This is a genomic window from Mesorhizobium sp. USDA 4775 (assembly GCF_054062655.1).
Window position 1 is genome coordinate 27828 of sequence record NZ_JBSSFM010000002.1, and the last position, 24941, is coordinate 52768.

The 24941-nt window shown below is 59.7% G+C and carries 14 protein-coding genes and 11 pseudogenes; 15 read left to right on the plus strand and 10 right to left on the minus strand.

What is annotated here, in order from left to right:
* Positions 1–19: 19 nt before the first annotated feature.
* From ACVILI_RS31910 to ACVILI_RS31920, 3 genes are all read left to right on the plus strand, one after another.
* On the plus strand, positions 20–1060 hold the full coding sequence (locus ACVILI_RS31910; protein WP_038654534.1) for a glutamate cyclase domain-containing protein: 1041 nt from the start codon (positions 20–22) through the stop codon (positions 1058–1060).
* A 122-nt stretch (positions 1061–1182) separates the two neighbouring features.
* Positions 1183–1875 (plus strand): EamA family transporter, encoded by a 693-nt coding sequence (locus tag ACVILI_RS31915; protein ID WP_457102753.1) that lies wholly within the window; start codon positions 1183–1185, stop codon positions 1873–1875.
* A 211-nt stretch (positions 1876–2086) separates the two neighbouring features.
* Complete coding sequence (locus ACVILI_RS31920) at positions 2087–3802, plus strand: asparagine synthetase B family protein (protein ID WP_038654750.1); 1716 nt, start codon at positions 2087–2089, stop codon at positions 3800–3802.
* Positions 3803–4000: 198 nt separating this feature from the next.
* Here the strand turns inward: ACVILI_RS31920 and ACVILI_RS31925 are convergent.
* A pseudogene (locus ACVILI_RS31925) lies at positions 4001–4341 on the minus strand (transposase); the annotation flags it as partial.
* Positions 4342–4613: 272 nt separating this feature from the next.
* Here ACVILI_RS31925 and ACVILI_RS31930 point away from each other — a divergent pair.
* Positions 4614–4709, plus strand: a pseudogene (locus ACVILI_RS31930) (IS6 family transposase); the annotation flags it as partial.
* Between the two features lie 30 nt (positions 4710–4739).
* Here ACVILI_RS31930 and ACVILI_RS31935 read toward each other — a convergent pair.
* Positions 4740–5123, minus strand: a pseudogene (locus tag ACVILI_RS31935) (DDE-type integrase/transposase/recombinase); the annotation flags it as partial.
* A gap of 58 nt (positions 5124–5181) precedes the next feature.
* Between ACVILI_RS31935 and ACVILI_RS31940 the strand changes: the two are divergent.
* The gene (locus ACVILI_RS31940) at positions 5182–6405 is read left to right on the plus strand and encodes an IS256 family transposase (RefSeq protein ID WP_457102754.1); all 1224 of its coding nucleotides are present in this window, start codon (positions 5182–5184) and stop codon (positions 6403–6405) included.
* 24 nt (positions 6406–6429) lie between these two features.
* Here the strand turns inward: ACVILI_RS31940 and ACVILI_RS31945 are convergent.
* Both ACVILI_RS31945 and ACVILI_RS31950 read right to left on the minus strand, forming a co-directional pair.
* Positions 6430–6771, minus strand: a pseudogene (locus ACVILI_RS31945) (IS6 family transposase); the annotation flags it as partial.
* A 54-nt stretch (positions 6772–6825) separates the two neighbouring features.
* Positions 6826–7143 (minus strand): annotated as a pseudogene (locus tag ACVILI_RS31950) (IS256 family transposase); the annotation flags it as partial.
* 82 nt (positions 7144–7225) lie between these two features.
* Here ACVILI_RS31950 and ACVILI_RS31955 point away from each other — a divergent pair.
* Positions 7226–7570 (plus strand): annotated as a pseudogene (locus ACVILI_RS31955) (IS6 family transposase); the annotation flags it as partial.
* Between the two features lie 26 nt (positions 7571–7596).
* Here the strand turns inward: ACVILI_RS31955 and ACVILI_RS31960 are convergent.
* Positions 7597–8865: an IS256 family transposase gene (locus ACVILI_RS31960; RefSeq protein ID WP_457102496.1), complete on the minus strand. Its 1269-nt coding sequence runs from the start codon at positions 8863–8865 to the stop codon at positions 7597–7599.
* A 94-nt stretch (positions 8866–8959) separates the two neighbouring features.
* Between ACVILI_RS31960 and ACVILI_RS31965 the strand changes: the two are divergent.
* From ACVILI_RS31965 to ACVILI_RS31990, 6 genes and pseudogenes are all read left to right on the plus strand, one after another.
* Positions 8960–9244 (plus strand): annotated as a pseudogene (locus ACVILI_RS31965) (DDE-type integrase/transposase/recombinase); the annotation flags it as partial.
* 704 nt (positions 9245–9948) lie between these two features.
* Positions 9949–10311 (plus strand): Nif11-like leader peptide family natural product precursor, encoded by a 363-nt coding sequence (locus ACVILI_RS31970; RefSeq protein ID WP_091586492.1) that lies wholly within the window; start codon positions 9949–9951, stop codon positions 10309–10311.
* A 147-nt stretch (positions 10312–10458) separates the two neighbouring features.
* On the plus strand, positions 10459–11991 hold the full coding sequence (locus ACVILI_RS31975; RefSeq protein ID WP_457102755.1) for a radical SAM family RiPP maturation amino acid epimerase: 1533 nt from the start codon (positions 10459–10461) through the stop codon (positions 11989–11991).
* A complete protein-coding gene (locus tag ACVILI_RS31980; RefSeq protein ID WP_457102756.1) occupies positions 11975–12853 on the plus strand; it encodes a GNAT family N-acetyltransferase in 879 nt (292 codons plus the stop codon). The genes ACVILI_RS31975 and ACVILI_RS31980 overlap by 17 nt, the downstream gene beginning before the upstream one ends.
* A gap of 1 nt (position 12854) precedes the next feature.
* The gene (locus ACVILI_RS31985) at positions 12855–14828 is read left to right on the plus strand and encodes a RiPP maturation radical SAM C-methyltransferase (protein ID WP_038654485.1); all 1974 of its coding nucleotides are present in this window, start codon (positions 12855–12857) and stop codon (positions 14826–14828) included.
* 314 nt (positions 14829–15142) lie between these two features.
* The gene (locus ACVILI_RS31990) at positions 15143–15859 is read left to right on the plus strand and encodes an IS6 family transposase (protein WP_457102757.1); all 717 of its coding nucleotides are present in this window, start codon (positions 15143–15145) and stop codon (positions 15857–15859) included.
* 577 nt (positions 15860–16436) lie between these two features.
* Here the strand turns inward: ACVILI_RS31990 and ACVILI_RS31995 are convergent.
* Positions 16437–18065 carry an IS1634 family transposase gene (locus ACVILI_RS31995; RefSeq protein WP_038655116.1) on the minus strand — a complete coding sequence of 543 codons (1629 nt, stop codon included), beginning with the start codon at positions 18063–18065 and terminating at the stop codon, positions 16437–16439.
* Between the two features lie 738 nt (positions 18066–18803).
* On the opposite strand from ACVILI_RS31995, the gene ACVILI_RS32000 reads away from it, so the two are divergent.
* Together ACVILI_RS32000 and ACVILI_RS32005 are read left to right on the plus strand one after the other, a co-directional pair.
* Positions 18804–19394, plus strand: a complete 591-nt coding sequence (locus ACVILI_RS32000) for a helix-turn-helix domain-containing protein (RefSeq protein WP_038654855.1) — start codon at positions 18804–18806, stop codon at positions 19392–19394.
* Positions 19387–20616 carry a type II toxin-antitoxin system HipA family toxin gene (locus ACVILI_RS32005; protein WP_038655397.1) on the plus strand — a complete coding sequence of 410 codons (1230 nt, stop codon included), beginning with the start codon at positions 19387–19389 and terminating at the stop codon, positions 20614–20616. The genes ACVILI_RS32000 and ACVILI_RS32005 overlap by 8 nt, the downstream gene beginning before the upstream one ends.
* Positions 20617–21567: 951 nt before the next feature.
* On the opposite strand, the pseudogene ACVILI_RS32010 reads toward ACVILI_RS32005, so the two are convergent.
* A pseudogene (locus tag ACVILI_RS32010) lies at positions 21568–21666 on the minus strand (MucR family transcriptional regulator); the annotation flags it as partial.
* 206 nt (positions 21667–21872) lie between these two features.
* Between ACVILI_RS32010 and ACVILI_RS32015 the strand changes: the two are divergent.
* Positions 21873–22058, plus strand: a pseudogene (locus ACVILI_RS32015) (hypothetical protein); the annotation flags it as partial.
* 20 nt (positions 22059–22078) lie between these two features.
* Here the strand turns inward: ACVILI_RS32015 and ACVILI_RS32020 are convergent.
* The 3 genes and pseudogenes from ACVILI_RS32020 to ACVILI_RS32030 form a co-directional block, all read right to left on the minus strand.
* A complete protein-coding gene (locus tag ACVILI_RS32020; RefSeq protein ID WP_038654858.1) occupies positions 22079–22600 on the minus strand; it encodes an EF-hand domain-containing protein in 522 nt (173 codons plus the stop codon).
* 500 nt (positions 22601–23100) lie between these two features.
* A pseudogene (gene istB, locus ACVILI_RS32025) lies at positions 23101–23801 on the minus strand (IS21-like element helper ATPase IstB).
* Positions 23761–24832, minus strand: a pseudogene (locus tag ACVILI_RS32030) (IS21/IS408/IS1162 family transposase); the annotation flags it as partial. The pseudogenes istB and ACVILI_RS32030, both read right to left, overlap by 41 nt.
* Between the last annotated feature and the right edge of the window lie 109 nt (positions 24833–24941).

Genomic DNA, 24941 nt, shown 5'->3' on the forward strand with positions numbered 1-24941 from the left:
AATAAGCGGGAGACGTTCAATGGACTATTTCCAGTATCTTACAATTCTGACAACACAGGACGATTTAGACCTGCGACTTGGTAACGCCCTGGATACGCTCATGGCGCTTGATTTGAACTTAACAGGTCGTGTGCAACGGTTCTATCAGGCATGCCGCGGCGAGCGCGGCGACCCATTGTCGACGACCGCTGCGAAGGCCATTCTGGATGCTGTCGGCAAACATGAGGTCGCCCTGTTCGTGACCGGGTGCGCAGTGCGGCCGGAAATCGACGTTTCGATCGGCGAGCTGGATGGTCCGGCCGGCGCCGCAGCATTGGCACGGTCTCTTTTCCTCACTCGCGGCGTCGTCAGCGTTGTCGTGGTGGCGGAGCCTCTCGTTCCCCAGATCGAGGCTGCGTTTCGGGCGGCTGGCGCCAGTATCGTTAGTCCGTCGCAGTTGAACGAGGCCAAAAAGTCCCGGTCGCTGCTGTTTGCAGTCTCAATCGTCGGCATGCCAAACGACGAAGCCTTGCACGAGGCAGCCGTCAGGCTCTTCGATCATGTCAAACCAAAGGTGGTCGTCGCCATTGAGAGCCTCGGAATCGCGACCGACGGCAAGGGATATTTCTCAACGGGCAGAGCTTTCGAACGGGGTGTGCTTCGATCTGACGCCATCTTTGCCGAGGCCTCAATGAGGGGGATCGTCAGGCTTACGTGTTTCGACAATCCGAATGAGTCTGGGACTGGCCGCCTCCACACGTCCGACACAAAACATCCCCCCATCGCAGATGATTTCGAGTTTCTGATCCCGGGTACCAATGCAAACTGGGCGGCATTTGCGATTGCGGCTGCGATCGCGGGGATTGAAGCACGGCCGGAAGCGGCTATCACGCCCGCTCTCGACGTCGCGGCGGTTGAGGCCTCCCTGCGCGCAGGTTCGATTGATCCGTTCAGCGGCATGTCGGACCCTCTCTACGGCATCGATACGATGGAGATGGGCTGCCATGACACCGTTACCGGCCTAATGGCGAGGGCCGCAAAGGGATTCGTAGTCGCAAGCGCCCGCGGCGATCCTCGCTGAAAAGCAAGGGAACAACAGGCCACACGGGGCTGTCGCTCAGCGGTACGAGGTCAAACGTCCTGTCCGAGATCAATCGGCGATCCTCATGGCGGTATGAAATGCGATCTTCAACTCAAGCGATCGTGGCAACGAGCCTTGCAGCGCTCGTCAGTCCAGTCAACGGCATGTTCGTGCGGATACTTCCGGAAAACGTCGATTCTGCCGCCATCGTTTTTGCCTCATTTGTGCTTTTTGTCGTTCCCGCCGTCTTGTCAATCGGGACTGGATCGACCTGGGCAGCGAAGGGATCGGCACGCCTTATCCTCGTTCGGGGCATAGGATGTCTTCTGTCGATCATCGTCACCGTCGTCGCCCTGCGCCGGATCGATTTCGCGACGATATATTTTCTGAATATGTCGGGTCCCTTAGTGGCTTCGCTGGGCGCTGTCGGGCTCCTTCATGAACCAATTCGCAAAGCTCACTTTGTCGGCGCGCTTCTAACCCTACTCGGAGCGTCTCTGGCTTTGTCGCCGCAATTGCTCGGTTCTGCCGAGGATCTGCTGATAAGTGTTGCAGTTGTGGGGAGTTCCACACTGTTATCATTGACCGCTCGGACTGTTGGGAAATCTCTGAATCCCATAAACTTCACGGTGATCTCGATGGGCTTCGCCGCGATCCTCAGTGCGCCATTTGCGGCCCAGTCGCTCAAGTTTGAGGAACCGACAACATATGCGCTGTTGCTCGGGATATCCCTGTCAAATTTCGCCGCGATAATGTTGAGCTCGTTTGCCTACCACAGGGCTACATTTCGTCCAATGCGCCTTTTGAACTGCTGAAAGTCGGCGCTGCCGGCGCTGTTGGGGCGCTGATTTTCGGGGCGGTTCCAACTGCGCAAATGGTGTGCGGTGTGAGCGTCATATTGTTGACGACTGCTGTTTTGGTCCTTCGGGAATTCCGACTACCCACATCGTAAGCGCGTAGGCATCCCCACGTAGCGTGCAGGCTCTGATCTCATTTTTCGAACAGGAGAAGATTATCTTGGACGCGATGTTTGGCTCGATCGCCATGCCACTTGTCGACTCGGTACCAGTTTCCCGGATGCTGAAACACCGCGGAACTTACGTCGAGACGATCGAAGGGACCGACATTTCATTGACCACGGTCAGTAGGTCGCCTGGTAGAATCTTCAAGGATTCAGCGTTGATGGTGGCCTTTACCGGCACCCCTTTTGTCGATGGAAAACAGATCTCGATGGCCGCGGATCTTGCGAAGCTTTACGCGCTCGGCAAGCTGGATGCCCCAGAAGCTGTGAATGGTCACTATTGCATCGCGCTGATCGACATGACCAAGCAGCAGGTTCGTTTCCTCCGTGACAATATCGGGGTCAACACCCTCTACGTCACGCGGATCGGAAAGGGCCTGGCCTTCTGCACCGAATATAAATGCCTGCGGGCTTTGCCTGGCTTTGATAGATCAATCGACCTAGAAGCGATCAGGGGATTCGAACGAACCGGATGGGTGCCGAGCGGGGTAACATTCTTTTCCCAGGTAAAGCCGGTTTTGCCCGGAAAATGGTCGACGGTCAGATATGGAGACAATTCCTTTCCGTTGGAGACGGCATCATCGACCATGCCTGTGATAGCGGATGCTTTCGTACCGGTGGAAGCGGTCGCAGACGCTCTGCTGATCGCTGTGGAAGCGCTAAGCACCGATCAACCGTCAGCCGTGGGTATAATGCTGAGCAGCGGAGTGGACTCAGCTTTGATCGCAGAGCTGGTCGTCCGCTCTATGAAGCAAATCACGGTCAAGTCGTTCACTGTTGGTCACAACGGAGGAGACCCCGAGATCGAAGGCGCCCGCTTGACCGCGTTGGCTTTGGGCCTGGAGCATCACGAACTATTTCTGGAACCATCGGAATTTACACGACTGCTTCCAGAAGCGATGTGGGCGATGGAGAATCCCGGGGGCTATGACGAGTATCCGTGCCTGTTTGGGCTTAGCGAAATGGCAAGTTTGCATGTCGATGTTCTATTTTCTGGCAATCTCTCGGATACATTATTTGGGGGCATGAACTCCCACACACAGTTGTGGAAGAGCCTTAACGGACTGCCAACTGACCAGGAACCGGCCCCAGACGGAAGCCTTACGATCCTCAAGGGGTCAGCAGACGGCACGGACGCAACGCTGAGCACGCGGGCGCCTGCTCACAAATCCTTGCATGAAGAACTCGTCGCCGCAATGGAGAGGCGGGACGAGCGAATGGGCGCCCAGGAAATGCTAGCCGCTCGTTTTGGCATCGAGCTGCGCATGCCGTATGCCGACACTCACGTCGTCCGAACCGCAATGCGCATTCCCGACTCCCAGAAGGTCAGTGCCGAAGGAAATAAGCTTATCCTGCGCAAGGCGTCGGCGATCTTTTTGCCCGAGGAGATTGTGAAGCGACCGAAACGAATTCAGCAGCTGATGTACGACAGCGCAATGCGGATTTGGCTGTTGTCGACATTTGATCTCTTGTTCAACTCCACGCAGGCGCTAAAGCGGGACGTCTACGATTATGGAAATCTGGCTCTGGTCAGGGCACAGCTCGTGCGCGAGGTGACCCGCAGTACCGTTCAAAACACCTGGAAGGCCATTTCGATTGAAATTTGGCTTCGGATGTTCGCGGACGAAGAGCATTTCGCCAGCGCCATGAGCGACGAAACCGTTAAACCGGAAGCGGTCTTTTCGACCGCCCGCCCCAAAAATAGAAATGGCCACCTTTGAGCTAAGCCGATACTGAAGTTGTGTCGGCTGTAAGTTCATGGTGAACTGTTGCGCGTGTGGCGCTAACCGACACATCGCATTTGCGCGAGCAGTTTCTTGCGGAAGACTTCCGCGGGCGTTCGGTAGCCGAGGCACTTCCGCGGTGTCGAGTTGAGCCGGAAGAACCTCAGTGTCTGAATCGGAATGACCGCCGTGTTTTCAGGTCCTTGCGAGCCGTCTGGTGAGCATGCGGATGTTTGCGATGAAGACCCAGGCCTGTGCGGATTCGATGGATCGCTCGAAGTCCTTGGCCAGCCTTCGGCATCTGCCCAGCCATGCGAAGGTCCGCTCGACGACCCATCGGCGCGGCAGGACTTCGAAGCCTTTGGCGCTGTCCGACCGCTTGACGATCTCCATCGTGAACTTGCCGATCTTTTGCAGGGGCCCCGCAGTTTCGGCCCTGCATAGCCACCATCGGCAAAGACATGGCGCAGCCACGGCCAGCGCTCGAGTATGGATTTCAGGACGGCCGGCGCGCCGTCGCGGTCCTGGATGTCGGCGAGCTATGGCGGAAAATGGGTGATGACGGTTTGAGAAGGGCGGCGTATCGAGGCGGGTGATTGAAGCCTGCTAGAACCTCTCAAGGAGAGCGATACGCCATGAACGAGACTATCAACATTGTTCGCCTTCGTCAGCCCGGCGAAATCGATGATCCCCTGACGGATGTGCTCCGCACCGGCGCGCGCAAATTGCTGGCGCAGGCGATCGAGATGGACGCCGAAGGGCACCGTAAAGTTAACCGACGGCTGATGAAGATGTGCGAACATGGGCCATGTCAGAAGTTGCTCGTGATCCGCTTTATCGTCGCCACCGCTTTCCCGCCGAGAGCATTGCGCACGCGGTAGGTTCCGTTGCAAAGTTTTGTCTGGTCAGAGAATTTGCCAGAGTGGTGGCAACCTCATGCGGCAGCGAGGATTTCGAACTGCTCGGCGAGAGACGGGTTCGGAGTGAAGGCGTACCGCGCCTGTCGTTTGCGCATCATGTGGACCATCTCGATGCCGGACAGGGTGACCGCGGCGGCGTGCGTCGATTTGAAACCGAGCATCGGCCGCACCCGGCGCTTGATGCGCCGATGATCCTGCTCGATGCGGTTATTGAGGTATTGGCTTTGGCGGATGCGGATCGGCTTCGACCGGCGCCGGGAGCAATCCTGCAATCGACTTGTGGCATCGCAGGAAACGATGGCTTCCCGGTTGGTCTGACTGCCGTCGATGACGATGCGATCGGGACGGCCATGGCGTGCCAAGGCTTTTGTGAAGAAACGCTTGGCGGCCGGCAAATCCGGGACTGTCAGGAATTCCGTGTGCGGGCGGGCATAATGGGTAAAAAGGATTCCCACTATGACCCGACGCAAAGAACCTGCGATACCGAATGATCTTCTCGACCAGCTTCTGGCAGGCGGGGCAGCCAGTGCTGCCTTCGAACAGGGCGGCCTGCTGGATACGCTCAAGAAGGCTCTGACCGAGCGCGCGCTGAACGCGGAGATGGACCATCATCTGGCGAGCGGCGAAGACGCTGGCAACACGCGCAACGGTTATGGCCGCAAGACGGTGACGACCGAGACCGGCAAGCTGGAGATCGATGTTCCGCGTGACCGCCAGTCGAGTTTCGATCCGCAACTGATCGCCAAGTACCAGCGCCGTTTTCCCGGCTTTGATGACAAGATCGTGTCGATGTACGCGCGTGGCATGAGCACCCGGGAGATCACCGGGCACCTGCGCGATCTGTACGGCATCGATGTGTCTGCGGACCTGATCTCAACGGTGACGGACGCCGTGCTCGACGAAGTCGCCACCTGGCAGCAAAGGCCGCTCGATCCGATTTACCCGCTGGTCTTCTTCGATGCGATCCGGGTCAAGATCCGCGATGAAGGGATGGTCCGCAACAAGGCCATCCACATCGCACTGGGCGTGCGCGCCGATGGTGCAAAGGAGGTGCTGGGCCTGTGGCTCGAGCAGAATGAAGGCGCCAAGTTCTGGCTGCGGGTGATGAACGAGCTCAAGAACCGCGGCACGGAGGATATCCTTCTGGCCGTCGTCGATGGCCTGAAAGGCTTCCCGGACGCGATCACCGCTGTGTTCCCGGAGGCGATCGTCCAGACGTGCATAGTCCATCTGCTGCGCAACTCGATGGACTTCGTGTCCTGGAAAGATCGCAAGAGCCTCGCCGGCGCACTCAAGGAAATCTACCGCGCCGTCGATGCCGATGCCGCCGAAAAGGCGCTGGCGGCGTTCGAGGCCGGCCCCTGGGGCCTGCGCTATCCCGCCATCGGCCAGAGCTGGCGGCGCGCCTGGGCCGAGGTCATTCCATTCTTCGCGTTCCCTGACGACGCCCGCCGGATCATTTACACGACGAACTCAATAGAGGCGTTGAACTCGAAACTTCGACGGGCTGTCAGGGCCAGGGGCCATTTCCCCAGCGACGACGCGGCGACCAAGCTGCTCTATCTGATCTTGAACCGATCCGAGAAAGAGTGGAAAATGCCGCCACGTGAGTGGACCATGGCCAAGGCCCAATTCGCTGTCATCTTCGGCGAGCGCTTCATCAGGGCAATGGCTGCATAATGTTCAACAGCCCGCCCGCACACGGAATTCCTGACAGTCCCGCAAATCCCGGTATTCACTGAACCAGAACTCGACGGTGTCGCCGACGCTGTCGATGGCGCGATAGAGGTACATCCATCGCCCGCGAACCTTGATGTAGGTCTCGTCCGCATGCCATCTGCCGGTCACAGCGCGCTTGCGCCGGTTGAAGCGTTCCATCAGCAGCGGCGCGAAATGAACGACCCAGCGATGGATTGTTGAATGATCGACACTAATGCCACGCTCCGCCATCATTTCTCGAAGATCGCGTAGGCTCAGTCCGTAGGCCAGATACCAGCGAATGCAAAGCAAGATCACAGATTGGTCGAAATGGCGGCCTTTGAACATCTCAACTCTCCCGGGGGAACACCGGAGCCCAATGACAAAAACTTTGCAACACATCCATTTGGGTAGGATCGATGAGGAAAACCGGACCCGGTCCGCTTCGCCGGTCGCGCCGCGGTCCCGGACCTTCACCCGGCTGACGGGCACCGGCCCGATCCCCGTCTGGATGCTCCGCTCCGGGCCGCGACCGTGCCGGACCAGCCGCTCACGTCCGTCCGGCAGCTTCAGATCCCGCATCTCGGCAAGAAACGCTTCGGCCTCCATCTCGATCGCCTGCGCCAGCAATTTGCGCGCGCCGGTGCGGAGCACATCCGTCAGGGGATCATCGATCTCGTCGGGCTGACGAAGGCGAACAATGTTGATAGTCTCGTTCATGGCGTATCGCTCTCCTTGAGAGGTTCTGGCAGGCTTCAATCACCCGCCTCGATACGCCGCCCTTCTCAAACCGTCATCACCCATTTTCCGCCATAGCTCGTTGGCGGCCCGCGGCATCATCGTCACGCATCAGACCATTCGAAGCTGGGCGGAGAAATTCGGGCGGCATTTCGCCCGGGAGATCAAGCGACGGTCAGCCGGCTGCCTGGGCGACAAATGGCATCTCGACGAATGTGTGGTGGCCATCAATGGCAAGAAGCAGTGGCTCTGGCGTGCCGTCGATCAGGACGGCTTCGTCCTCGAAGTGCTGGTGCAAAGCCGCCGAAATGCCAAGGCGGCAAAGCGTCTGATGCGCAAGTTGCTGAAGGCTCAAGGGCGGACACCACGGGTCATGATCACCGACAAGCTCCGGTCCTATGATGCCGCGAGCTATGCTGGAATTTACGAGGCTGATCAAGCGGCGCTCTGCGGCTTCAATTCGATGACCTCGATTCCATCTTGGAATCTGGCACCTGCGATGAGTTTCGGCAACTGATTTTGTCCTTTCAATCGTCGCCATGTCCTGGCGGCGGCCATGACCAGTTTGAAGACCATCAGCCTTGCGGTCTTCGATGATAGGGAGCCTTTCGTGCGCACCGTGCGATGGCGAACGGTGGCAAAAACGCTCTCGATGGGATTCGATGTCCGCAGATGATCCCAATGTTCGGCGGGGAAATCGTAGAACGCCAGCAAGGCATTCTGATCTTTGGTCAGGCAGTCGACCGCCTTGCCGTATTTCGCATCATATTTCTCGACAAAGACGGCAATCGCCGTCTCGGCTGAGGCTCGGTTCGGGGCGGAAAAGATTTCGCGCAGATCTGTCTTCATGCCGGCCTGCATTGAGTTCGGCACCTTGTTGAGCACGTTGGCTGTCTTGTGCACCCAGCACCGCTGGTGCTTGGTGCCGGGAAGGACCTCATCGAGCGCGCTCCAGAAGCCAAGCGCGCCGTCGCCGACGGCAAGATCGGGCGCGATTTGCAGGCCACGACGCTTCACGTCGACCAGCAGCTCGCGCCAGCTCTGCGCACTCTCACGAATCCCTGTCTGGAAGCCGACGAGTTCTTTTTTGCCCTCAGGCGTGGCGCCGATCAGCACCAGCATGCATTCGGCATGGTCTTCCATGCGCGCCTGGAGATAGACCCCGTCCGCCCACACATAGACATAATGGCGCGCCGAAAGATCGCGCTTTTGCCAACGCTCGTATTCGGTGGTCCACTCTGCCGTCAGCCGCGTGATCACCGAGGGTGAGAGGTTCGCTGCCTCCTTGCCGAGCAGGGCTGCCAGAGCTTCCTGAAAGTCGCCCGTCGAAACGCCGCGCAGGTAAAGAACGGGAAGCAGCGCGTCCAGACTTCGCGTCCGACGCGCCCATTTGGGTAGGATCGATGAGGAAAACCGGACCCGGTCCGCTTCGCCGGTCGCGCCGCGGTCCCGGACCTTCACCCGGCTGACGGGCACCGGCCCGATCCCCGTCTGGATGCTCCGCTCCGGGCCGCGACCGTGCCGGACCAGCCGCTCACGTCCGTCCGGCAGCTTCAGATCCCGCATCTCGGCAAGAAACGCTTCGGCCTCCATCTCGATCGCCTGCGCCAGCAATTTGCGCGCGCCGGTGCGGAGCACATCCGTCAGGGGATCATCGATCTCGTCGGGCTGACGAAGGCGAACAATGTTGATAGTCTCGTTCATGGCGTATCGCTCTCCTTGAGAGGTTCTGGCAGGCTTCAATCACCCGCCTCGATACGCCGCCCTTCTCAAACCGTCATCACCCATTTTCCGCCATAGCTCTGATGCCGCCAGGCGCGACCTCATGCCCGGTGTCGAACACCGGTCGCACAAAGGCCTCAATAATCGAGCGGAAAATTCGCACCAGCCGACCCGACGACGCGAAAGGACCATGAAACGCTTCCAGTTGGCACGCCAGCTTCAGCGGTTCGTTTCTATTCATGATCCGATTGCCAACCTGTTCCACTTTCCCCGCAATACGCTGTCATCGGCTCAACATCGAGACCTGCGTAACGCCGCCATGCAAATCTGGAACAAAATCGCGTGTCTCGCCGCAGCGTGACAGCCGTCCCGGCCAGCTATCGCTGCATCAATCCGCTGATAACTTTACAGTGCCGCGCCGGGCGATGGTCCTGATGACGGTCTGGTATTTCCAGGCAGTCACGCGCGGGGAGCTCAGGAAGATCTTCAGCAAGGAAGTCAACCTCGACGGCGACCCTATCGATTACATTCAGCATGAGGCAAAGAGGGGCAATTCCTCGGTTTTTGACAGACGAACCTGTCGATGATGCGGCAGATGCTTGACGGCGATCCGCAATTGAACGGCCGATTGACAGCGCGCCCAATTGTCCGATGTACGGCGATGTCGGATAAGTGACATAGCAGTGTTAGGGCTATCGTATTGCTTGAGAACGATTTCTCCTTTGGCACGGTACATGCGTAGTCCTCTACAAAGGCGCATAGACTGAGGAGAAGTCGTCCGATGAAAGCGGATCACGAGCAACTTCTGACATGGCCAATGTTCGCACATCTTCATCAGCCGTCGGTTAACTTTACGGTGCCCCCGAATTGAGTATAAGCGCGCAGCTACGTCCTCAGAATGGTACGTCACTTGCACGGTGAATTTTCGAGAAGCCGTTGTGATGTTTTCCCCACAACCAACGGAGATGACGATGGCAATTGGCCCAGAAGTACTGAATTGCTCGCAGCAACTGAAGATGGCTGAACAGCTGCAGGCGCAGCGTGCCGAGGCAGGGGGGATTAACTATGTCGCGAGCTGAGGTAGAGCGATTCGTCGACGATCTGGCGAAAGACGACAGTCTGCTCGAAAAGGTGAAACCGAATGCTACGGGTCTCGCATCGGTTGTGGCGATCGGAAAGAACCACGGCTACAATTTCACACTCGATGAGGCTAAGAGTTACATTCAATCGCGAAGCCCACAAGAGTTGACCGATAAGCAGCTCGATGCGATCGTCGGCGGCAAGCATCATCATTCGAGCGTTGCGACCTCGACCAAGGTTGTGCAGACCGCTGCGGTCGCTACCACCGCTGTGGAGGCAGCGGAGGTAGCGACGACTGTCGCAGAGGCAGCCGAAGCCGTTGTAGTCGTCGCTGCGGTCCTGATCTGACCACGCACTTTATGGTCTGAGCGCACCCACCGATACTCGATTAGACGTGTGAAGAAAACTTAAAATCAGGCCACTCGTGAGGAGCGATCATGGGATCCTTTGGCAGTTGGCCTGCGAAACTCGCTTCGAGGGGGCTGCCGTAACGTCATGACGCACACTGCTGCCGAACACTACCGACAGATCTTTGACCGACGCACCCCCGGACAGCTTCGCACGCTGGCCCATATCAAGCGCTTCATGGAGCGCCTGGTCGGCGACATGGCGTTCCGCAGTGCGCTTTCGGAGAACGTCGATAACCCTCGAACGGTAACCGAGCGCTACGGCATCGAAGTCGACCCGATGGAGATGCTGCCGCTCTGGCGCGGTAGCTACCTGAAATACCGCTTCAAGCCGGAGTGTGCGTCGTGGCCGCTGGCTGTGATGTGGGGCGAGTATATGCGCGAGATGTTGCGCCATCGCGACATCCTGCGCGACGAGGGCGAAATGTCGACGGTCAACCCTCGCTTCCATGCGTGGCGCGAGCGCCAAATCCGCCGCTGCAACGGCGAATTGGGCGGATCGGCGGCGTCGGTCACGCACCCCGTCATCGCTTTCGAGCTGAGCGAAGGCTGCACCGTCGGTTGCTGGTTCTGCGGCCTGTCGGCCGACCGCTTCGAGGGTTACTATGAATATAGCGAGGAGCATGCCGAGCTTTGGCGCGGCGTGGTTGGTGTCGCGTGCGAGATGTTTGGTTCGGCAGCCCGCACTGGCTTCTGCTACTGGGCCACGGACCCGATCGATAACCCGGACTACGACCGCTTTCTGTTCGACTACTATCAAATCACGGGCGCATTGCCACAAACGACGACGGCCGCCCCGCTCAAGGATCAGGCACTCACAAGGCGCGTGCTCGAACTGTTCAAACGCTACCGTGGCGTGACAAATCGTTTCTCCGTCCTAAGCACGAACCACCTCAATCTGATTCACGAGGCGTTTTCGCCCGAGGACCTGATGGGGGTCGAACTCGTCCTGCAGGGCAAGGAGGCGCTGACCGCAAAAGCGTTCGCCGGGCGCGCGCGCGAGCGGAAGGAGAAACTCAGGGCAGCCAACAACGACGATGCAATCGCGTTGCTGGAGCGCGATCACACGACGATCGCCTGCGTTTCCGGCTTCCTCGTAAACATGCCGCGGGGACGAGTACAGCTGGTGACGCCGGTACCGGGGAGCAAACGCTGGCCTCTCGGCTACCGCATCCTGGATGAGCGTTTCTTCAGGACGCCCGACGAGTTCCGGGAGGGGCTCCAGAGCATCATCGACGAGCATATGCTCGAGAGCCCACCTCCGAACCTGCCGATCCGCTTCCGCGGAGACCTGCAATACGAGGCCGGGAACCTGCACTTCCACCTCCGCTCACGCAACATTGAACACCGGATACTCGACGACGTCGCTCCGATCTCCGTTGGCGATCTAATCGCGTGCGGCGACTGCACAGCGTCGGAGTTGGTTGTGCGCGTCATAACTGACGGAGCGAGCGCTCTTGCAGTCGCCGATCTGCTAGACCAGTTGTACGCGGCGGGGGTGATCGAAGAGGACCTAGACGACCGCTTTGCCTGGCAGACCAGCGAGGGGATAACGAGCCGCATCGAAGCGGCCAAACACGCGACCTCCCGCACGGGCGTCGACCATGCCGATTCGCCTTGAGATACTGGACTACGTCAGCCTAAAGGAGGTGCGGCATCTTACCTATCCGGCAGTGTGGAGCGTGGTGACAAGCCGTTTCGCATCCACGGTCCGCGGCGTCGCGGCGCGCACAACCGACGTGACCGCAGGACTTGCCCTGGCCGTGCCAGGGCCTTCAGGGCAGTTCGAACTCCTTTCGGTCTATGTCCTGCCTATGCTCCGCCGGATGGGCTTTGGCAGTTCCATGCTGGACGCGATCGAAGGGGAGTTCCGCGGTCTCGGCTTCAGTCTAGGCGTTCATTTCCTGCGCGTCGGCGAGCACAACCAGGACGCCGCACGCTTTTTCGTGAAAAACGGCTGGACCCGACCCGCGGTCAACAAACTGGTCTGCCACACGACCGTGCCGCTGGCGTTCGAGACGCCGTGGCTTGTCGAGGCGCGCCTGCCGGCCCGCTACCGCATCGTTGGCTGGCGGTCGCTCGGCGCCGACCAGCGAGCGATGATCCGGGATTTCGACGAACCCGGCGTGAATGACGACGTCAATCCGTTCATCTACGAGGAGGATAGTGACCCGCACACCAGCCTGGCGCTGGTTGATGCCGAGGGCGGAACGGTGCGTGGCTGGGCGATCACCCACCGGCTCGACTCCAGCACGCTGCGCTGGACCTGCTCGTTCATCCATCCCAGTCTCCAGGCAACGGCCTTGATGCGGCCGCTGTGGCTCGAAGTAGCGCGCCGCCAGCGCGCTTTTCCCGAACTGGTCAACCTCATGTTCACGGTTCCGCTCACGGAGCCGCGCATGGCTCGCTTTGCACTCCGGCGCATGAGACCGTGGCTGAGCGAACTCGCCTATGCCTGCATAACCATGAAAAGAGTGGCATGACATGAGCGCCGATGTGCCGATCGTGCTGGTCAACATGCCGATGTCGGCAATTGAACGGCCGTCGCTGGCGCTTGGTCTGCTGAAGTCGGTGCTGACGCGGGCCGGACTGCGATGCAGGATAGCGTATGCCAACATCTGGTTCCTGGAATACACGGGCCTCGCCGACTATAATCTGCTTGAGAGTTCCCTTCCTGAGGAAGCGCTTGTTGACTGGCTGTTCGCAGGCATCGCTTTTCCCAACTTCGAAGCAGACCACGACGTCTTCCTCGACCAGTATTTCAAGCGCAATCCGATACACCCAGATAAAGGTATGGCCGAGCGTCGTGCCAATTTCCTCGAGCTGCGCTCGCTCATCGGCGGCTTCATCGATTGGACAGCCGACAAGATACTGGAGCAAAGGCCGGCCATCGTCGGGTGCACCTCGACTTTCGCCCAGCATGTTCCCTCGCTCGCGTTGCTGCGCCGACTGAGCGAGCGCTCGCCGGGCCTAGTCACCCTCATGGGTGGCGCAAACTGCGAATCGGTGATGGGACGTACCACTCACGCGCGTTTCCCGTGGGTTGACTACGTCGTGTCGGGCGAGGCCGACGCCCTGATCGGCCCGCTGTGTTGCGACATCCTCAATCACGGTAGAGACATTCCGCCGGCCGACCTGCCATTCGGCGTTTTCGGTCCAGCGCATCGCGAGGCCGGCTACCCCGCCACATCGATGGGCGACTTGGCCCCCCGCGCAGTGGTCGAGAACATGCATGACCTGCCGCTGCCCGACTTTTCGGACTATTTTGCCGAACTCGGGCGATCGCTCTACGCCGACCGCGTCTATCCCGGGCTGCCGATGGAGTTTTCTCGCGGCTGCTGGTGGGGGGAGCGCAGCCACTGCAAGTTCTGCGGGCTGAACGGCGGATCGATGACCTATCGCCAGAAATCGGCCGAGCAGGCCGCAGAGGAGATGATTGAGATGTCGGCGCGCTACGGCTCGTCGCGCATCGAAGCGGTGGACAACATTCTGGCCATTGACTACGTCGAAAAGACCCTGCCTCGCCTGACCGCTCTACCCCACAAGCTTGCGATCTTCTTCGAAGTCAAAGCCAATCTGAAGCGCCATGAAGTCGAGAAGTTGGCTGCCGGCGGCGTCCGCTGGATCCAGCCCGGTATCGAGAGCCTGGATACCCGTGCTTTGAAGCTGATGGGCAAGGGAACGACGTCAGCGCACAATGTTCAGCTCTTGAAATGGTGCCGCCAGTATGGCGTGCGGGTCAGTTGGAGCATGCTGTGGGGGTTCCCCGGCGAGAGCGACGCTTGGTATGCGGAAATGGCCTCCTGGTTGCCGCTGCTGCATCATCTCCAGCCAGGACGTGCGGTGCGGTTGCGCTACCAGCGCTACAGCCCCTATCATCGCGCAGCCGACAAACATGGGCTGAAGCTGCGCCCAGCCGCCTCCTATCGCTCCGTCTATCCGCTCTCGGAACCCGATCTCGCGAATCTGGTTTACTACTTCGAAGACAGCGAAGACAATGATGTCGGCGGCCATTTCGCTGCTCGCGACGCGAACCGCCGCCCGGGGCTGCATGCCATTACCCAGGGTATCGATGCCTGGCTGAAAGCCTGGTACGAGCCGAAGCTGCCCATGCTGTCGATGCGCGACAGCGGCGACGAGATCACGGTCGAGGACACGCGCGCCATAGCAGTGGAGCGTGAACACCGGGTCAATGGCCTCGCGCGCGAAATTCTTCTGGCTGCGGACGAAGGCATCCCAGACACCCGCCTGCGCGCACGGCTGAGCACGGCGAATGTGATGCAGACCGAGATCGACGGGGCGATAGCCGACATGATCGCTCGCAAGCTGGTCGTGCGGCTGGATGAGCGGCTGGTTGGGCTCCCGCTCTGGAATCCCTATACACCAATGCCCGCGCCGACCGCGTTTCCGGGAGGCTATTTCGACCGACGTGTCAGGCCCGTGAGTGCCGCCACGTGAATGATGTCAAGCGAAGTGAGGATTTGACCCCTCCTATTGCCTCACTGGATGATGTTACCGAGCGCTATGGCGTCGGCATGACCCGCGTCTCCTTCCATCACGGCCGCAGGTGACAGGGGCAAGCTCTTTATCCAACCGCCATCGAGGATGATCCGCCCAGCCATTTCCATGCGCCAGGCCTTCACGAGCCGTTGCTACCATTCTGATGTTCTTTTCTTTGAAGCGGGCCGGGTCGATCTTCGTCAGGCGTTGCAGCACGTTTATTGGCACCGTAAAGTTAACCGACGGCTGATGAAGATGTGCGAACATGGGCCATGTCAGAAGTTGCTCGTGATCCGCTTTATCGTCGCCACCGCTTTCCCGCCGAGATCATTGCGCACGCGGTATGGCTCTACTTTCGCTTTCCGCTCAGCCTGCGCATGGTTGAGGACATGTTGGCGGCCCGCGGCATCATCGTCACGCATCAGACCATTCGAAGCTGGGCGGAGAAATTCGGGCGGCATTTCGCCCGGGAGATCAAGCGACGGTCAGCCGGCTGCCTGGGCGACAAATGGCATCTCGACGAATGTGTGGTGGCCATCAATGGCAAGGAGCAGTGGCTCTGGCGTGCCGTCGATCAGGACGGCTTCGTCCTCGAAGTGCTGGTGCAAAGCCGCCGAAATGCCAAGGCGGCAAAGCGTCTGATGCGCAAGTTGCTGAAGGCTCAAGGGCGGACACCACGGGTCATGATCACCGACAAGCTCCGGTCCTATGATGCCGCCAGGCGCGACCTCATGCCCGGTGTCGAACACCGGTCGCACAAAGGCCTCAATAATCGAGCGGAAAATTCGCACCAGCCGACCCGACGACGCGAAAGGACCATGAAACGCTTCAAGTCGGCACGCCAGCTTCAGCGGTTCGTTTCCATCCATGATCCGATTGCCAACCTGTTCCACTTTCCCCGCAATACGCTGTCATCGGCTCAACATCGAGACCTGCGTAACGCCGCCATGCAAGTCTGGAACAAAATCGCGTGTCTCGCCGCAGCGTGACAGCCGTCCCGGCCAGCTATCGCTGCATCAATCCGCTGATAACTTTACAGTGCCCGCCAGCCACAGGCGCGCAACCTGCGGCGACGGAACCACGCGTGCCCATGGTGCTCAGCAAGGCCCGCAGGGCCCCGTCCGCCTGCGCACAGAGGCTACAAGGCTGTGCGGGGGCTTCACTGAGCGGTCCGTCCGTGTCCACCGCGTCGCCCAACGGGGGCGGTCACGCCGTCGCCGACATCAGCCGCAAACAAAAATCCCCATAGCCATCAACTGTGCCCGCGGGTTCCTGCATGAGAGGCTTTCGTACGCCTCACGGCACCCGAAACCCTTCAGCAACTCGGTCATTTGCTGCCTCTGTAGCGTTTCCAGAAGCGGTCATTCGAAGGTGACTCCTCCAAGGGTTTACGATGGAGTGAATGTGTCAACTACTCGGTCGAGGCTAAAATTATCGGGTGAATTGAGCATTCTCGATGTCGTGCCTTTCTCTTACCCGACTTAAACACCGCCTGTGAGAATATGTCATTAAGTCAGCATGTTAGGCGCGCGCCGGCGCGTGTTACCACTACATTTTGGGGGGATCTCAGGCGAGTTGTTCGTCGAGGTTGTGTGGCAGAGCGATGCCAGCTGCCTTGAAGACGTTGCCCACTTGGCCGGTGACGTGAGTTCTGGTTGTGACGATGCGACCATCCTTTTCGATGGTGGCTTCCTGGAGGCGATCGAGATCGCGTAGGAGCGGCTGCCATTCGGGCGTCAGGCCTTTGGCCCGGCAGAGGCGGCGCAGTTCCTTGCTGAGCACGAGCGCCAGGAACGAGCAGAACACATGCCCGCGGATGGCGGCATCGGATTGGTGGAAGATCGGCCGGGTATTGAAGGTTGCCTTGGCGGCGCGGAACAGGCTCTCGACCTCGAGCAAATCGCGATACCGCAGCACGGCCTGGAGCGGGGTCACCTTCGCGTTGGTCCGCACCACGGTGATACCGTCGTAGCGGGCTTCCTCGGCAAGCTTGCCGACATCGATCTTGAAGTTCTTGCCGCCGGCCTTGAGGTAACGCCGGTAGGCCGAGTTGCCGACCAGTGCCTTGTCGCCCTTCTTGAGCTGTGCCTCGAGGCCGGCGATGATCGCCTGGCGGTCGGCCTTGTCCTTCTCGGCCTCGGCGTCATTGCGGCTGACGATGTAGCGGTCTTTACCGAACTTGACCTCTTTGACCCACAACTGAGTTTCACCGCGCTGGCGCTCGAGAACGAGCGGAACCATCGGCGCCGTGTCATTGAGCACGACGTTGTGGATCACGCTGCTCGAGCGTTCGCGGGCCCCCAGAATGTATTCCATGCCCAGCTTTTCGAGCGCGGCGATGGTATCGGCGCTGATCATGCCGCGATCGGCGACAACGCAGGCGCGTGTGACGCCGAAGCGCGTTCGCAGCCGATCGACCACCGGCAACAGGACGGTCACGTCAGCGGTGTTGCCAGGCACCATCTCGGTGCAGATCGGCCGGCCCTCGCCATCAACGACCAGCGCCAGGATCATTTGCGCCAGATCGGGGCGGAAGTCCTTGGAATGCCCGCGCTTGCCCAGCGTCTCGCCGCCCGCGCCGTAGAAGGATAACGAGGTTGTGTCCATGAACACAAGGCTGAGGTCGGTGAACAGGTCCTGCCGGCGCGCGAAGAGCTTTTCCTCGATCACGTCTTTCACGCAGCGCGCCACCAGCGCGCCTTGCGCCTTTTCGCCGCGTTCCTCGCCCAGCCACGCCATGGCCCGGTAAAAGTGATGGAGCGCCAGACCCTCGGCGCCCTCGATACCATAATCGGCCATCCAGTTCGCGCAGTCGCGGTCCGAGCCCGACACGAACAGCCGATGCAACGTGCCAATGAACACCGCCCGTTCCACCGCAAAGCCGAACTGGCGCCCTTCCAGCACCTCTTCCAGCACATCGCCAATCCCGAGCCGCTGCCACAGCCGCCCGAACAACAGCGGACCGCCAATGCGGCGAGAGGCAATCCGCCCCGCGTCAATGTCGGACAGGATGAGGCTGCGTTCGCCATGGCGCGCAATCGAGGCCGCCAATCTGTCAAGTTCGCCGCTGGCAACCAGCGCATCCTTGCGGCCCAGTGCCTTTATCGTGCGCTGGCGAACGGTTTTGCCGTCGCGGACACTTTCCACGAGGTAGAGATAGCGATGGCCGCGCGCGACTCTCTCAACGACAAACATGCCAGCGTTGTTAGTAAATAAATGCCGTCAAATCCAGACAAAACAGAGCAAACAGCACAAATGTTGTTACCACACATTTTCGCGCCCGAAATTCAAGGCAAATGAATTCAATGGCTTAACGGACAGTGTTCGCTATCCGTTCACGTCCAACTGTTCAAGTTGGGTCTTAGATCTGGGCTAGCACCTACGTTGGTTTGAGCATTATGAAGAAAAGTCCTGAATCATCGCGAACAGCGGAAAGCCAAGCGCGGTTTCTAGATCACACGCAGGTGCGTAGCGCGGTCCAGGCGGTTGTTGGTGGTCACGACGTCAGATGCGCCGTCGCGTTCTGGGGTGATTGAGCGCTTAAGGCCCTTTTCGGCTCAAAGAAGCGAGTGTCCAAGGCGCGAATTATCTGCGACCTCTCGTTGGGGGCACCAATCCTGAAGAATTGATGCTGCTCAGCGCGCCCGGCAATCCCAGCCTCACTCATTTGCTTTGGCCGCTGCGCGGTGGGGCTGACGCCGGCACGGATGGAGACTTCCCCGTGAGGAAAGGAAGCGTCGACATCGCGAAAGTGTTGCTGAAGGCTGACAGAATTTGTTGCGGGGCAAGCGCAACCCGATAGGATCCTATACAGTATTATATATCAGTGCGATGATATGATCATTATGCGGTATCAAGCGTAGACGGGGTACGTGCGACATGGTAGATATAATATCCTGATCACTTTGGCCTTTTTGATCCGGATTCGATATCATGGCATACCAAAGCGAAAACCTGATCGCGCAAGTACGCGAGGTTCGCGAGGCTTCCGGCGTTAGTCAACGTGCGCTCAGCGAGCGCGCGGGGCTGACGCAGAGCCATATCTCGCAAATCGAGAGCGGCAAGATGGAGCCGGGACTTTCCAGTTTCATAGACCTGACACGGGCGCTCGATCTCGAGGTCATGCTCGTGCCGAAAAAGCTCGTGTCGGCGGTGCTCGGCCTGGTCAAGGCTCAAGCGACGCCGGACATGCATATTCATGCCGGTCAGCTAAACGACAAGCGTTTTGCCCGTGCCGAGCGCCTAGTCAAGAAAATGAAGCACCTTTACGGCAGCTCAGCGGACCTCGATCGTATCGAGGATACGCTGCGCTTTCTGCGGCGGGCGAATCTCAGCGATCAAGAGATGCAGCTCGTGCGCGAACTGATCGCCCGCCTCGAGCGCTATCAGTCGAGCGTCCAAGCAGCACCCATCTTGCACGACATCGCGCAGAACCTGCAGCGCCTTCGCAACTCGATCGCCCATCCCGTTCCGTCGGAACCGCGAGCTGCCTATTCCCTGGACGATGGAGATGCGGATGCCTGATGTCTCGGTTTTGGATGTACGGCTCTACGACGAGCCTATTGGCACGCTAACCCACCTTCAGGGCGATCGGACGATATTTGCGTTCAACGAAGACTACGTCGATAATCCGGATCGGCCGACCCTCAGCCTGTCGTTCAGGGACGACCTGGGCGGCCTCATCACCAGAATCCGTCCGACACAAAGGGTCGTGCCGCCATTCTTCTCGAACCTGTTGCCGGAGGGTGGCTTGCGTCGCTATCTTGCCGAGCGGGCCGGGGTCAATCAGCAGCGCGAATTCTTCCTGCTCTGGGTGCTGGGGCTCGACCTGCCCGGAGCACTCTCGATCCATCCTGCGGTGGGTGACGGCCTTCCTCCTGGTGATCACGAGGATCTTCCGAAGAACGCCAAACCCAATGCGCTACGCTTCTCGCTCGCCGGTGTGCAACTCAAGTTCTCTGCGTTTCAGAACGCAGGGAAGGGCGGCGGCCTGACCATTCCCGCCGAGGGCGTCGGGGGATCTTGGATTGTGAAGCTCCCGTCCCAGCAGTTCACTGGCGTTCCGGAAAACGAGTTTTCGATGATGACGATCGCCCGGATGATCGGCATGGAGGTGCCCGTCATCAACCTGGTCGATCTCGATGCAATCGCCGGTATTCCCGAAGGAGTGGGTGAATTGAAAGGGCAGGCGCTTGCTGTCGCCCGCTTCGACCGAACCCTTGACGGTCCTGTCCACACCGAAGATTTCGCGCAGGTGTTCGGGGTATTCCCGGACGACAAGTACAAGCGTGCAAGTTACGCCAACATCGCGCGCGTGATCGGCACCGAGACGGGCCATGTTGGCGCGGCCGAGTTCATTCGCCGCCTCGTCTTCAGCGCGCTGATCGGCAATGGCGACATGCACCTCAAGAACTGGTCGCTGATCTATCCGGACCGGCGCTCGGCCGCGCTCTCGCCGGCCTACGACCTGGTGTCGACCATCCCCTATATGAAGGGAGAGGATACGGCTGCGCTTAATTACTCTCGCACGAAAAAGATGGCCAAACTTGATACCGATGAGCTTCGGCATCTGGCGGCCAAGGCACTTCTACCGGAAAAGCTTGCCGTCGACACTGCCACGGAAACCGTCCAAAGATTTCGGCAAGTATGGGCGGCTGAGACAACGCATCTTCCCCTGGCCGCCACCGTCGTGAAGGCAATCGACGCGCACGCTCCGACCGTGCCACTATTTAGCGAACTCGCATGATCAAGGCTCGCCCGGCACATTCGATCTGGCGGCGCACCGTCAAATAGAACGCCGCAGGACAACGCTGTCTCACAAGGCCGAAACGCCGCGCTCGAATTATTCCGCATCATCCGACGTTTCTCCGAGGACATCGATTTGTCCTTCCCGCCTTGCTGAGGACATGGACCATCATATCGGGATCCCTCGGTTGCCGAACTTTCAAGCTGCATGAAACTATCCCCTATTTCAGATACGCGATAGTTTCATGCAGCGGCATTGCCGAGCATCCCCACTTAATTTGTAAGTCACTGATTCTTAGACGAATTCCATCTTCGATTCCCATAATCCCAAGCAAAGGGAGAACAGGCGCTCCAGCAAATGCCCGGACTAAACAGCTAGCCTTGTCACCGCCGGCAGTTCCGAATGGCTCTCCCGGCTGGCACAAGGCGCCCGTCTAATGGTCGAGACGGCGGAGGACATTTTCGGGATCGAGGTTGGGACCGGAAGGAAAAAAGATCTCGAAACAATACGCCAATCCTCCGACACCATGGGTTGAAATCAGTGGTCACTGCCGCTCCAGCCTTAGCGTAGCGTCGGTATGCCAATGCATCTGCACTTCAATCGCCAAAATCCTGGATGGCGAACAATCGATCTACCAGCGAGCCGAGTTCTTCGATGGTATCCGCGCCAACTGCCGACACTGTCGATAGGCCGAAAAGCTGGCGTTCACGCGCTGGGTGACATGACGGCTTGAACATTCAGTGCTGCCCAAGTCCGGAAGGAAAGAGGCGCACTGCGGCAAGACTTGCCGAAAGGCAAGGATTCGCCGCGTTCAGACCCGCGATAGGCTGACACCTCGACTAGATGCAGCCCGTCAGGTTTTGGCGGGTGCCTTGCGGACTTTCTTCGGGGGTGACTTGATTGACACCGCAGTCGTCGTCGCGGCCACCGCACGAGCAGCCCGTTTTGGTTTTTTGCCGCAGCGGGTGTAGGCGCAGCCGCCTTGCGCCCGAGCCCTATTGATTTCGCCAGGGCCGATCGGGTCGCCGCGTAGTTTTGCGCGACCATCGGACACATGCCACCAAGCAAGGCGCGCGATGCGTTCATCATCGCGGCCCAGGGCAAAGATGTTGCTGAGCCAGTTTGCGATAACCCGGCCAAAAGTCCGTATGGGAGTGGAAAGAGACGATCGTTCATTGTGGGCCTCCTATTCGACGATAGTTGGTCCCACCCATTTCCGGCTTGATCCGGCAGAAAGCGTATCAGGCGCTTGAGCAATCACAGATACACCGTTCAGCGAACGTCTCGAGCATTGGGCGGAACTCCCTCGAACGGGATCAGAACCGGCGCCTCCTGACGCTGCTCCAGACCGAGTATCCGCTGTTAGAGCACGCGCGGTCATGCGCGGCGACAGCTCGCCGATCACAGTCGCTTTCGAGGATCCTGTCCTCCGCGCCGCCGGTCCGGGACACCGGCAAATGGATTATTCGGGTGGCTGATCGGACGCGCCATGGAAGAAAGTTTGAATTTCTTCCATGTCGATATTGCCATCGCCATTGTTGTCGACAGCGTTGAATATCCGCCCAACCAAATCTTGAACCTCGTTCTGCGACAGCGCGCCATCGCCGTTGGCGTCCATTATCGCAAACATCATGCGCATCCCTGCGCCATGCATCATCCTGGCTCCCATACCATGACGGCCTTCCCTCATGCTGTGCCCTTCAGGCGGACCCTGTCGGATGTCGCGGTGCCATCGGCCGCCGCCGCTCCGTTCTGCTTGGGGGTTGCGGTCCTCTTGAATTCTTTCCTGCATCATTTCACGCATCATCTGACGCATCATTTCGCGCATGGAGCCCTGGGTCTGGGCGTTTCCCGGAGATTGTTCGGCTCCCTGCTGCTGTGCCGGTGCTGCTGGTGTGGGTGTCCCGTTCGTCTGTGCCAGCGCTGGCGAGGCCAACAGTGGCACCATCACGGTAGCGGCCATAGTTGCGGTTGCTGGTCTCATTATGTCCTCCTTTGGGGGATGGATACGCCGAACGTGTCGGCATCAATCCAAACCCGCTGCTCTTCTCATGGTTCCTCTGAGGTCAGCCGATGACTGTCGCGATGAACAAACATGTGCAATTAGGCGCGCCGGCGCGAAGCCGGGCGCGGAACGGACCATTCCCTGTGAGCGACCTCTTGAAAGTACGGCGCGAATTAGTCATCGCCTATCTGTGTCGGCCGACCCGCCATTGGGCGGGAAGCCGCGACACGTTGATGATGCGGGGCCGCCGCTGATATCGAGTAGCACCAGCGACATTGATATCGTTGTTGCGAATATTGAAGCTGGAGTGCGATCTTTGCTTTTGGCGGGGCGAGGGCCCTCAGGAGAGTGTCTCGATATTGTGTCACTGTCTCGGGCTATCGGACGACGGGATCAGCCCCGCGCTAGCCAAAAACGTGCGAACCGCCGTGCGCGCAGCCCGGGCGAGCGCGGATTGCGGTTGGTAGCTGATGGGGTGATCAGGCGCGGTTCTTGAAGCGCCAGGACTCGTTTCCGGTCTCGATGATCTCGCAATGATGGGTGAGACGATCGAGGAGCGCTGTCGTCATCTTGGCGTCGCCGAAGACGGCGGGCCATTCTCCGAACGCCAGGTTGGTGGTGACGATGATCGAGGTCCGTTCGTAGAGCCTGCTGATCAGGTGGAAGAGCAATTGCCCGCCGGCTTGCGCGAACGGAGATAGCCGAGTTCATCGAGCACGACGAAGTCGAGCCGGGTGAGGTAATCGGCGATACGGCCCTGCTTGCCGGCGCGGTGCTCTGTCTCGAGCCGGTTGACGAGATCGACGACGTTGAAGAAGCGGCCACGTGAGCCGTTGCGGATCAGGGCGCGGGCAATGGCGATTGCCAGATGCGACTTGCCGGTTCCGGTGCCGCCGATGAGCACTGCGTTGCGCTGGTCGGCGACGAAGGTTCCGTTGGCAAGGTCCCGGACCAGCACCTCATTGACCGGCGTGCCGTCGAAGTCGAACTCATCGATGTCCTTGGTGATCGGCAGCTTGGCGACGGTGAGCTGGTATTTGATAGAGCGCGCCTGCTTCTCGGCGATCTCGGCCGACAGCAGATCGCCGACGATCCTCGGCGGCTCACGCTGGCGCTTGATGCCTGTCGTCATGACCTCGTCATAGGCACCGCGCATCCCGTAGAGCTTCAACGTGCCCATCAGTTCCAGAACCTGCGTGCGTTCCGTCAGCTTGCCCTCCTGAGGCTGTCGTAGCGGGCGCAGTCGGCCTGCGGCTCATGCTGCAGGCGAAGTGCGTCCGGGGTGAGGATGGTGATGGCCGGCGCGGGGTCGTGCCGCCGCGCCAGGATGTTGATGATGACAGCGGCGGAGCAGACGTTCTGGTCGAGCGCTTCCTGGCAGGCGGCCTCGACGGCATCGATGCCGTCGGTCAACACCGCGGCCAGGATCGACACCATCTGCCGATCGCCATCATGCGCCGCCTTCAATCTGCGTCGGATACGCTCCATCGCCGACGGCAGAACCCAGTCCTGGAACGGCGCGCCATTGCGCAGCGCGCCGGGCTTGCGGGCAAGCACAGGGACGTAATGCCAGGGATCGTAGACCGTCTCGTTGCGCCCGAAGGCGCGGACGTGCTCGGCGACGACCACGCCGTCCTGGCGGATGACGATCCTGTCGGCATAGGCCTGGATCTCCACCGGGCGGCCGACCGCGGTCGACAGCACCGAGTATTTGTTGTTGTCGAAGCGAACCGTGCAGGTCTTCGACACCGAGGCCGGCACCGTATGGAATCCGTCGAAGGGGCCGCGGTATGCGACCAGCTTGCCGCGCTCCTCCTCGAACACGTTCCAGATCGTTCGTTCCGGCTTTTCGATGTGACGGTGCGCTTTGGCGTAGGCGACGCACTTGTCCTGCAGCCAGGCGTTCAATTCCTCATAGGTCTTGAAGCGCAGCCTGGGCGTGAAGAAGCGCTCGCGCACCAGCCCGACCTGGTTCTCGACCTGACCCTTCGCCCAGCCCGACGCCGGCGTGCAGGCGACCGGCTGCACCAGATAGTGGCTGCACATCTGCAGGAAGCGGCGATTGTATTGCCGGTCCTTGCCGACGAACACCGTCTCCACCGCCGTCTTCATGTTGTTGTAGATGCCGCGCGTGCAGGCACCACCGAAGAAGGCAAAGGCCCGGTCATGGGCGTCGAACACCATCTCCTGCGTCTCGCGCGGATTGTGGCGCGACAATTCTGATGAGAAGCGCGCGACAATCTGGATGAGAATCTGGTGTCGCGGCGGAGGTGATGATCGCGGCATTGATTGCCGCGCGCAAGAGGGTTTGTCGGTTTGA

Excerpts from the sequence above, each read along its gene's own strand:
- ACVILI_RS31990 (WP_457102757.1), top strand. The coding sequence starts at position 15,143 with ATGTCAGAAGTTGCTCGTGATCCGCTTTATCGTCGCCACCGCTTTCCC.
- ACVILI_RS31995 (WP_038655116.1), bottom strand. The coding sequence starts at position 18,065 with ATGTTTGTCGTTGAGAGAGTCGCGCGCGGCCATCGCTATCTCTACCTC.
- ACVILI_RS32020 (WP_038654858.1), bottom strand. The coding sequence starts at position 22,600 with ATGAGACCAGCAACCGCAACTATGGCCGCTACCGTGATGGTGCCACTG.
- ACVILI_RS32000 (WP_038654855.1), top strand. The coding sequence starts at position 18,804 with ATGGCATACCAAAGCGAAAACCTGATCGCGCAAGTACGCGAGGTTCGC.
- ACVILI_RS32005 (WP_038655397.1), top strand. The coding sequence starts at position 19,387 with ATGCCTGATGTCTCGGTTTTGGATGTACGGCTCTACGACGAGCCTATT.
- ACVILI_RS31940 (WP_457102754.1), top strand. The coding sequence starts at position 5,182 with ATGACCCGACGCAAAGAACCTGCGATACCGAATGATCTTCTCGACCAG.
- ACVILI_RS31970 (WP_091586492.1), top strand. The coding sequence starts at position 9,949 with ATGTCGCGAGCTGAGGTAGAGCGATTCGTCGACGATCTGGCGAAAGAC.
- ACVILI_RS31960 (WP_457102496.1), bottom strand. The coding sequence starts at position 8,865 with ATGAACGAGACTATCAACATTGTTCGCCTTCGTCAGCCCGACGAGATC.
- ACVILI_RS31975 (WP_457102755.1), top strand. The coding sequence starts at position 10,459 with ATGACGCACACTGCTGCCGAACACTACCGACAGATCTTTGACCGACGC.
- ACVILI_RS31985 (WP_038654485.1), top strand. The coding sequence starts at position 12,855 with ATGAGCGCCGATGTGCCGATCGTGCTGGTCAACATGCCGATGTCGGCA.
- ACVILI_RS31980 (WP_457102756.1), top strand. The coding sequence starts at position 11,975 with ATGCCGATTCGCCTTGAGATACTGGACTACGTCAGCCTAAAGGAGGTG.
- ACVILI_RS31920 (WP_038654750.1), top strand. The coding sequence starts at position 2,087 with ATGTTTGGCTCGATCGCCATGCCACTTGTCGACTCGGTACCAGTTTCC.
- ACVILI_RS31910 (WP_038654534.1), top strand. The coding sequence starts at position 20 with ATGGACTATTTCCAGTATCTTACAATTCTGACAACACAGGACGATTTA.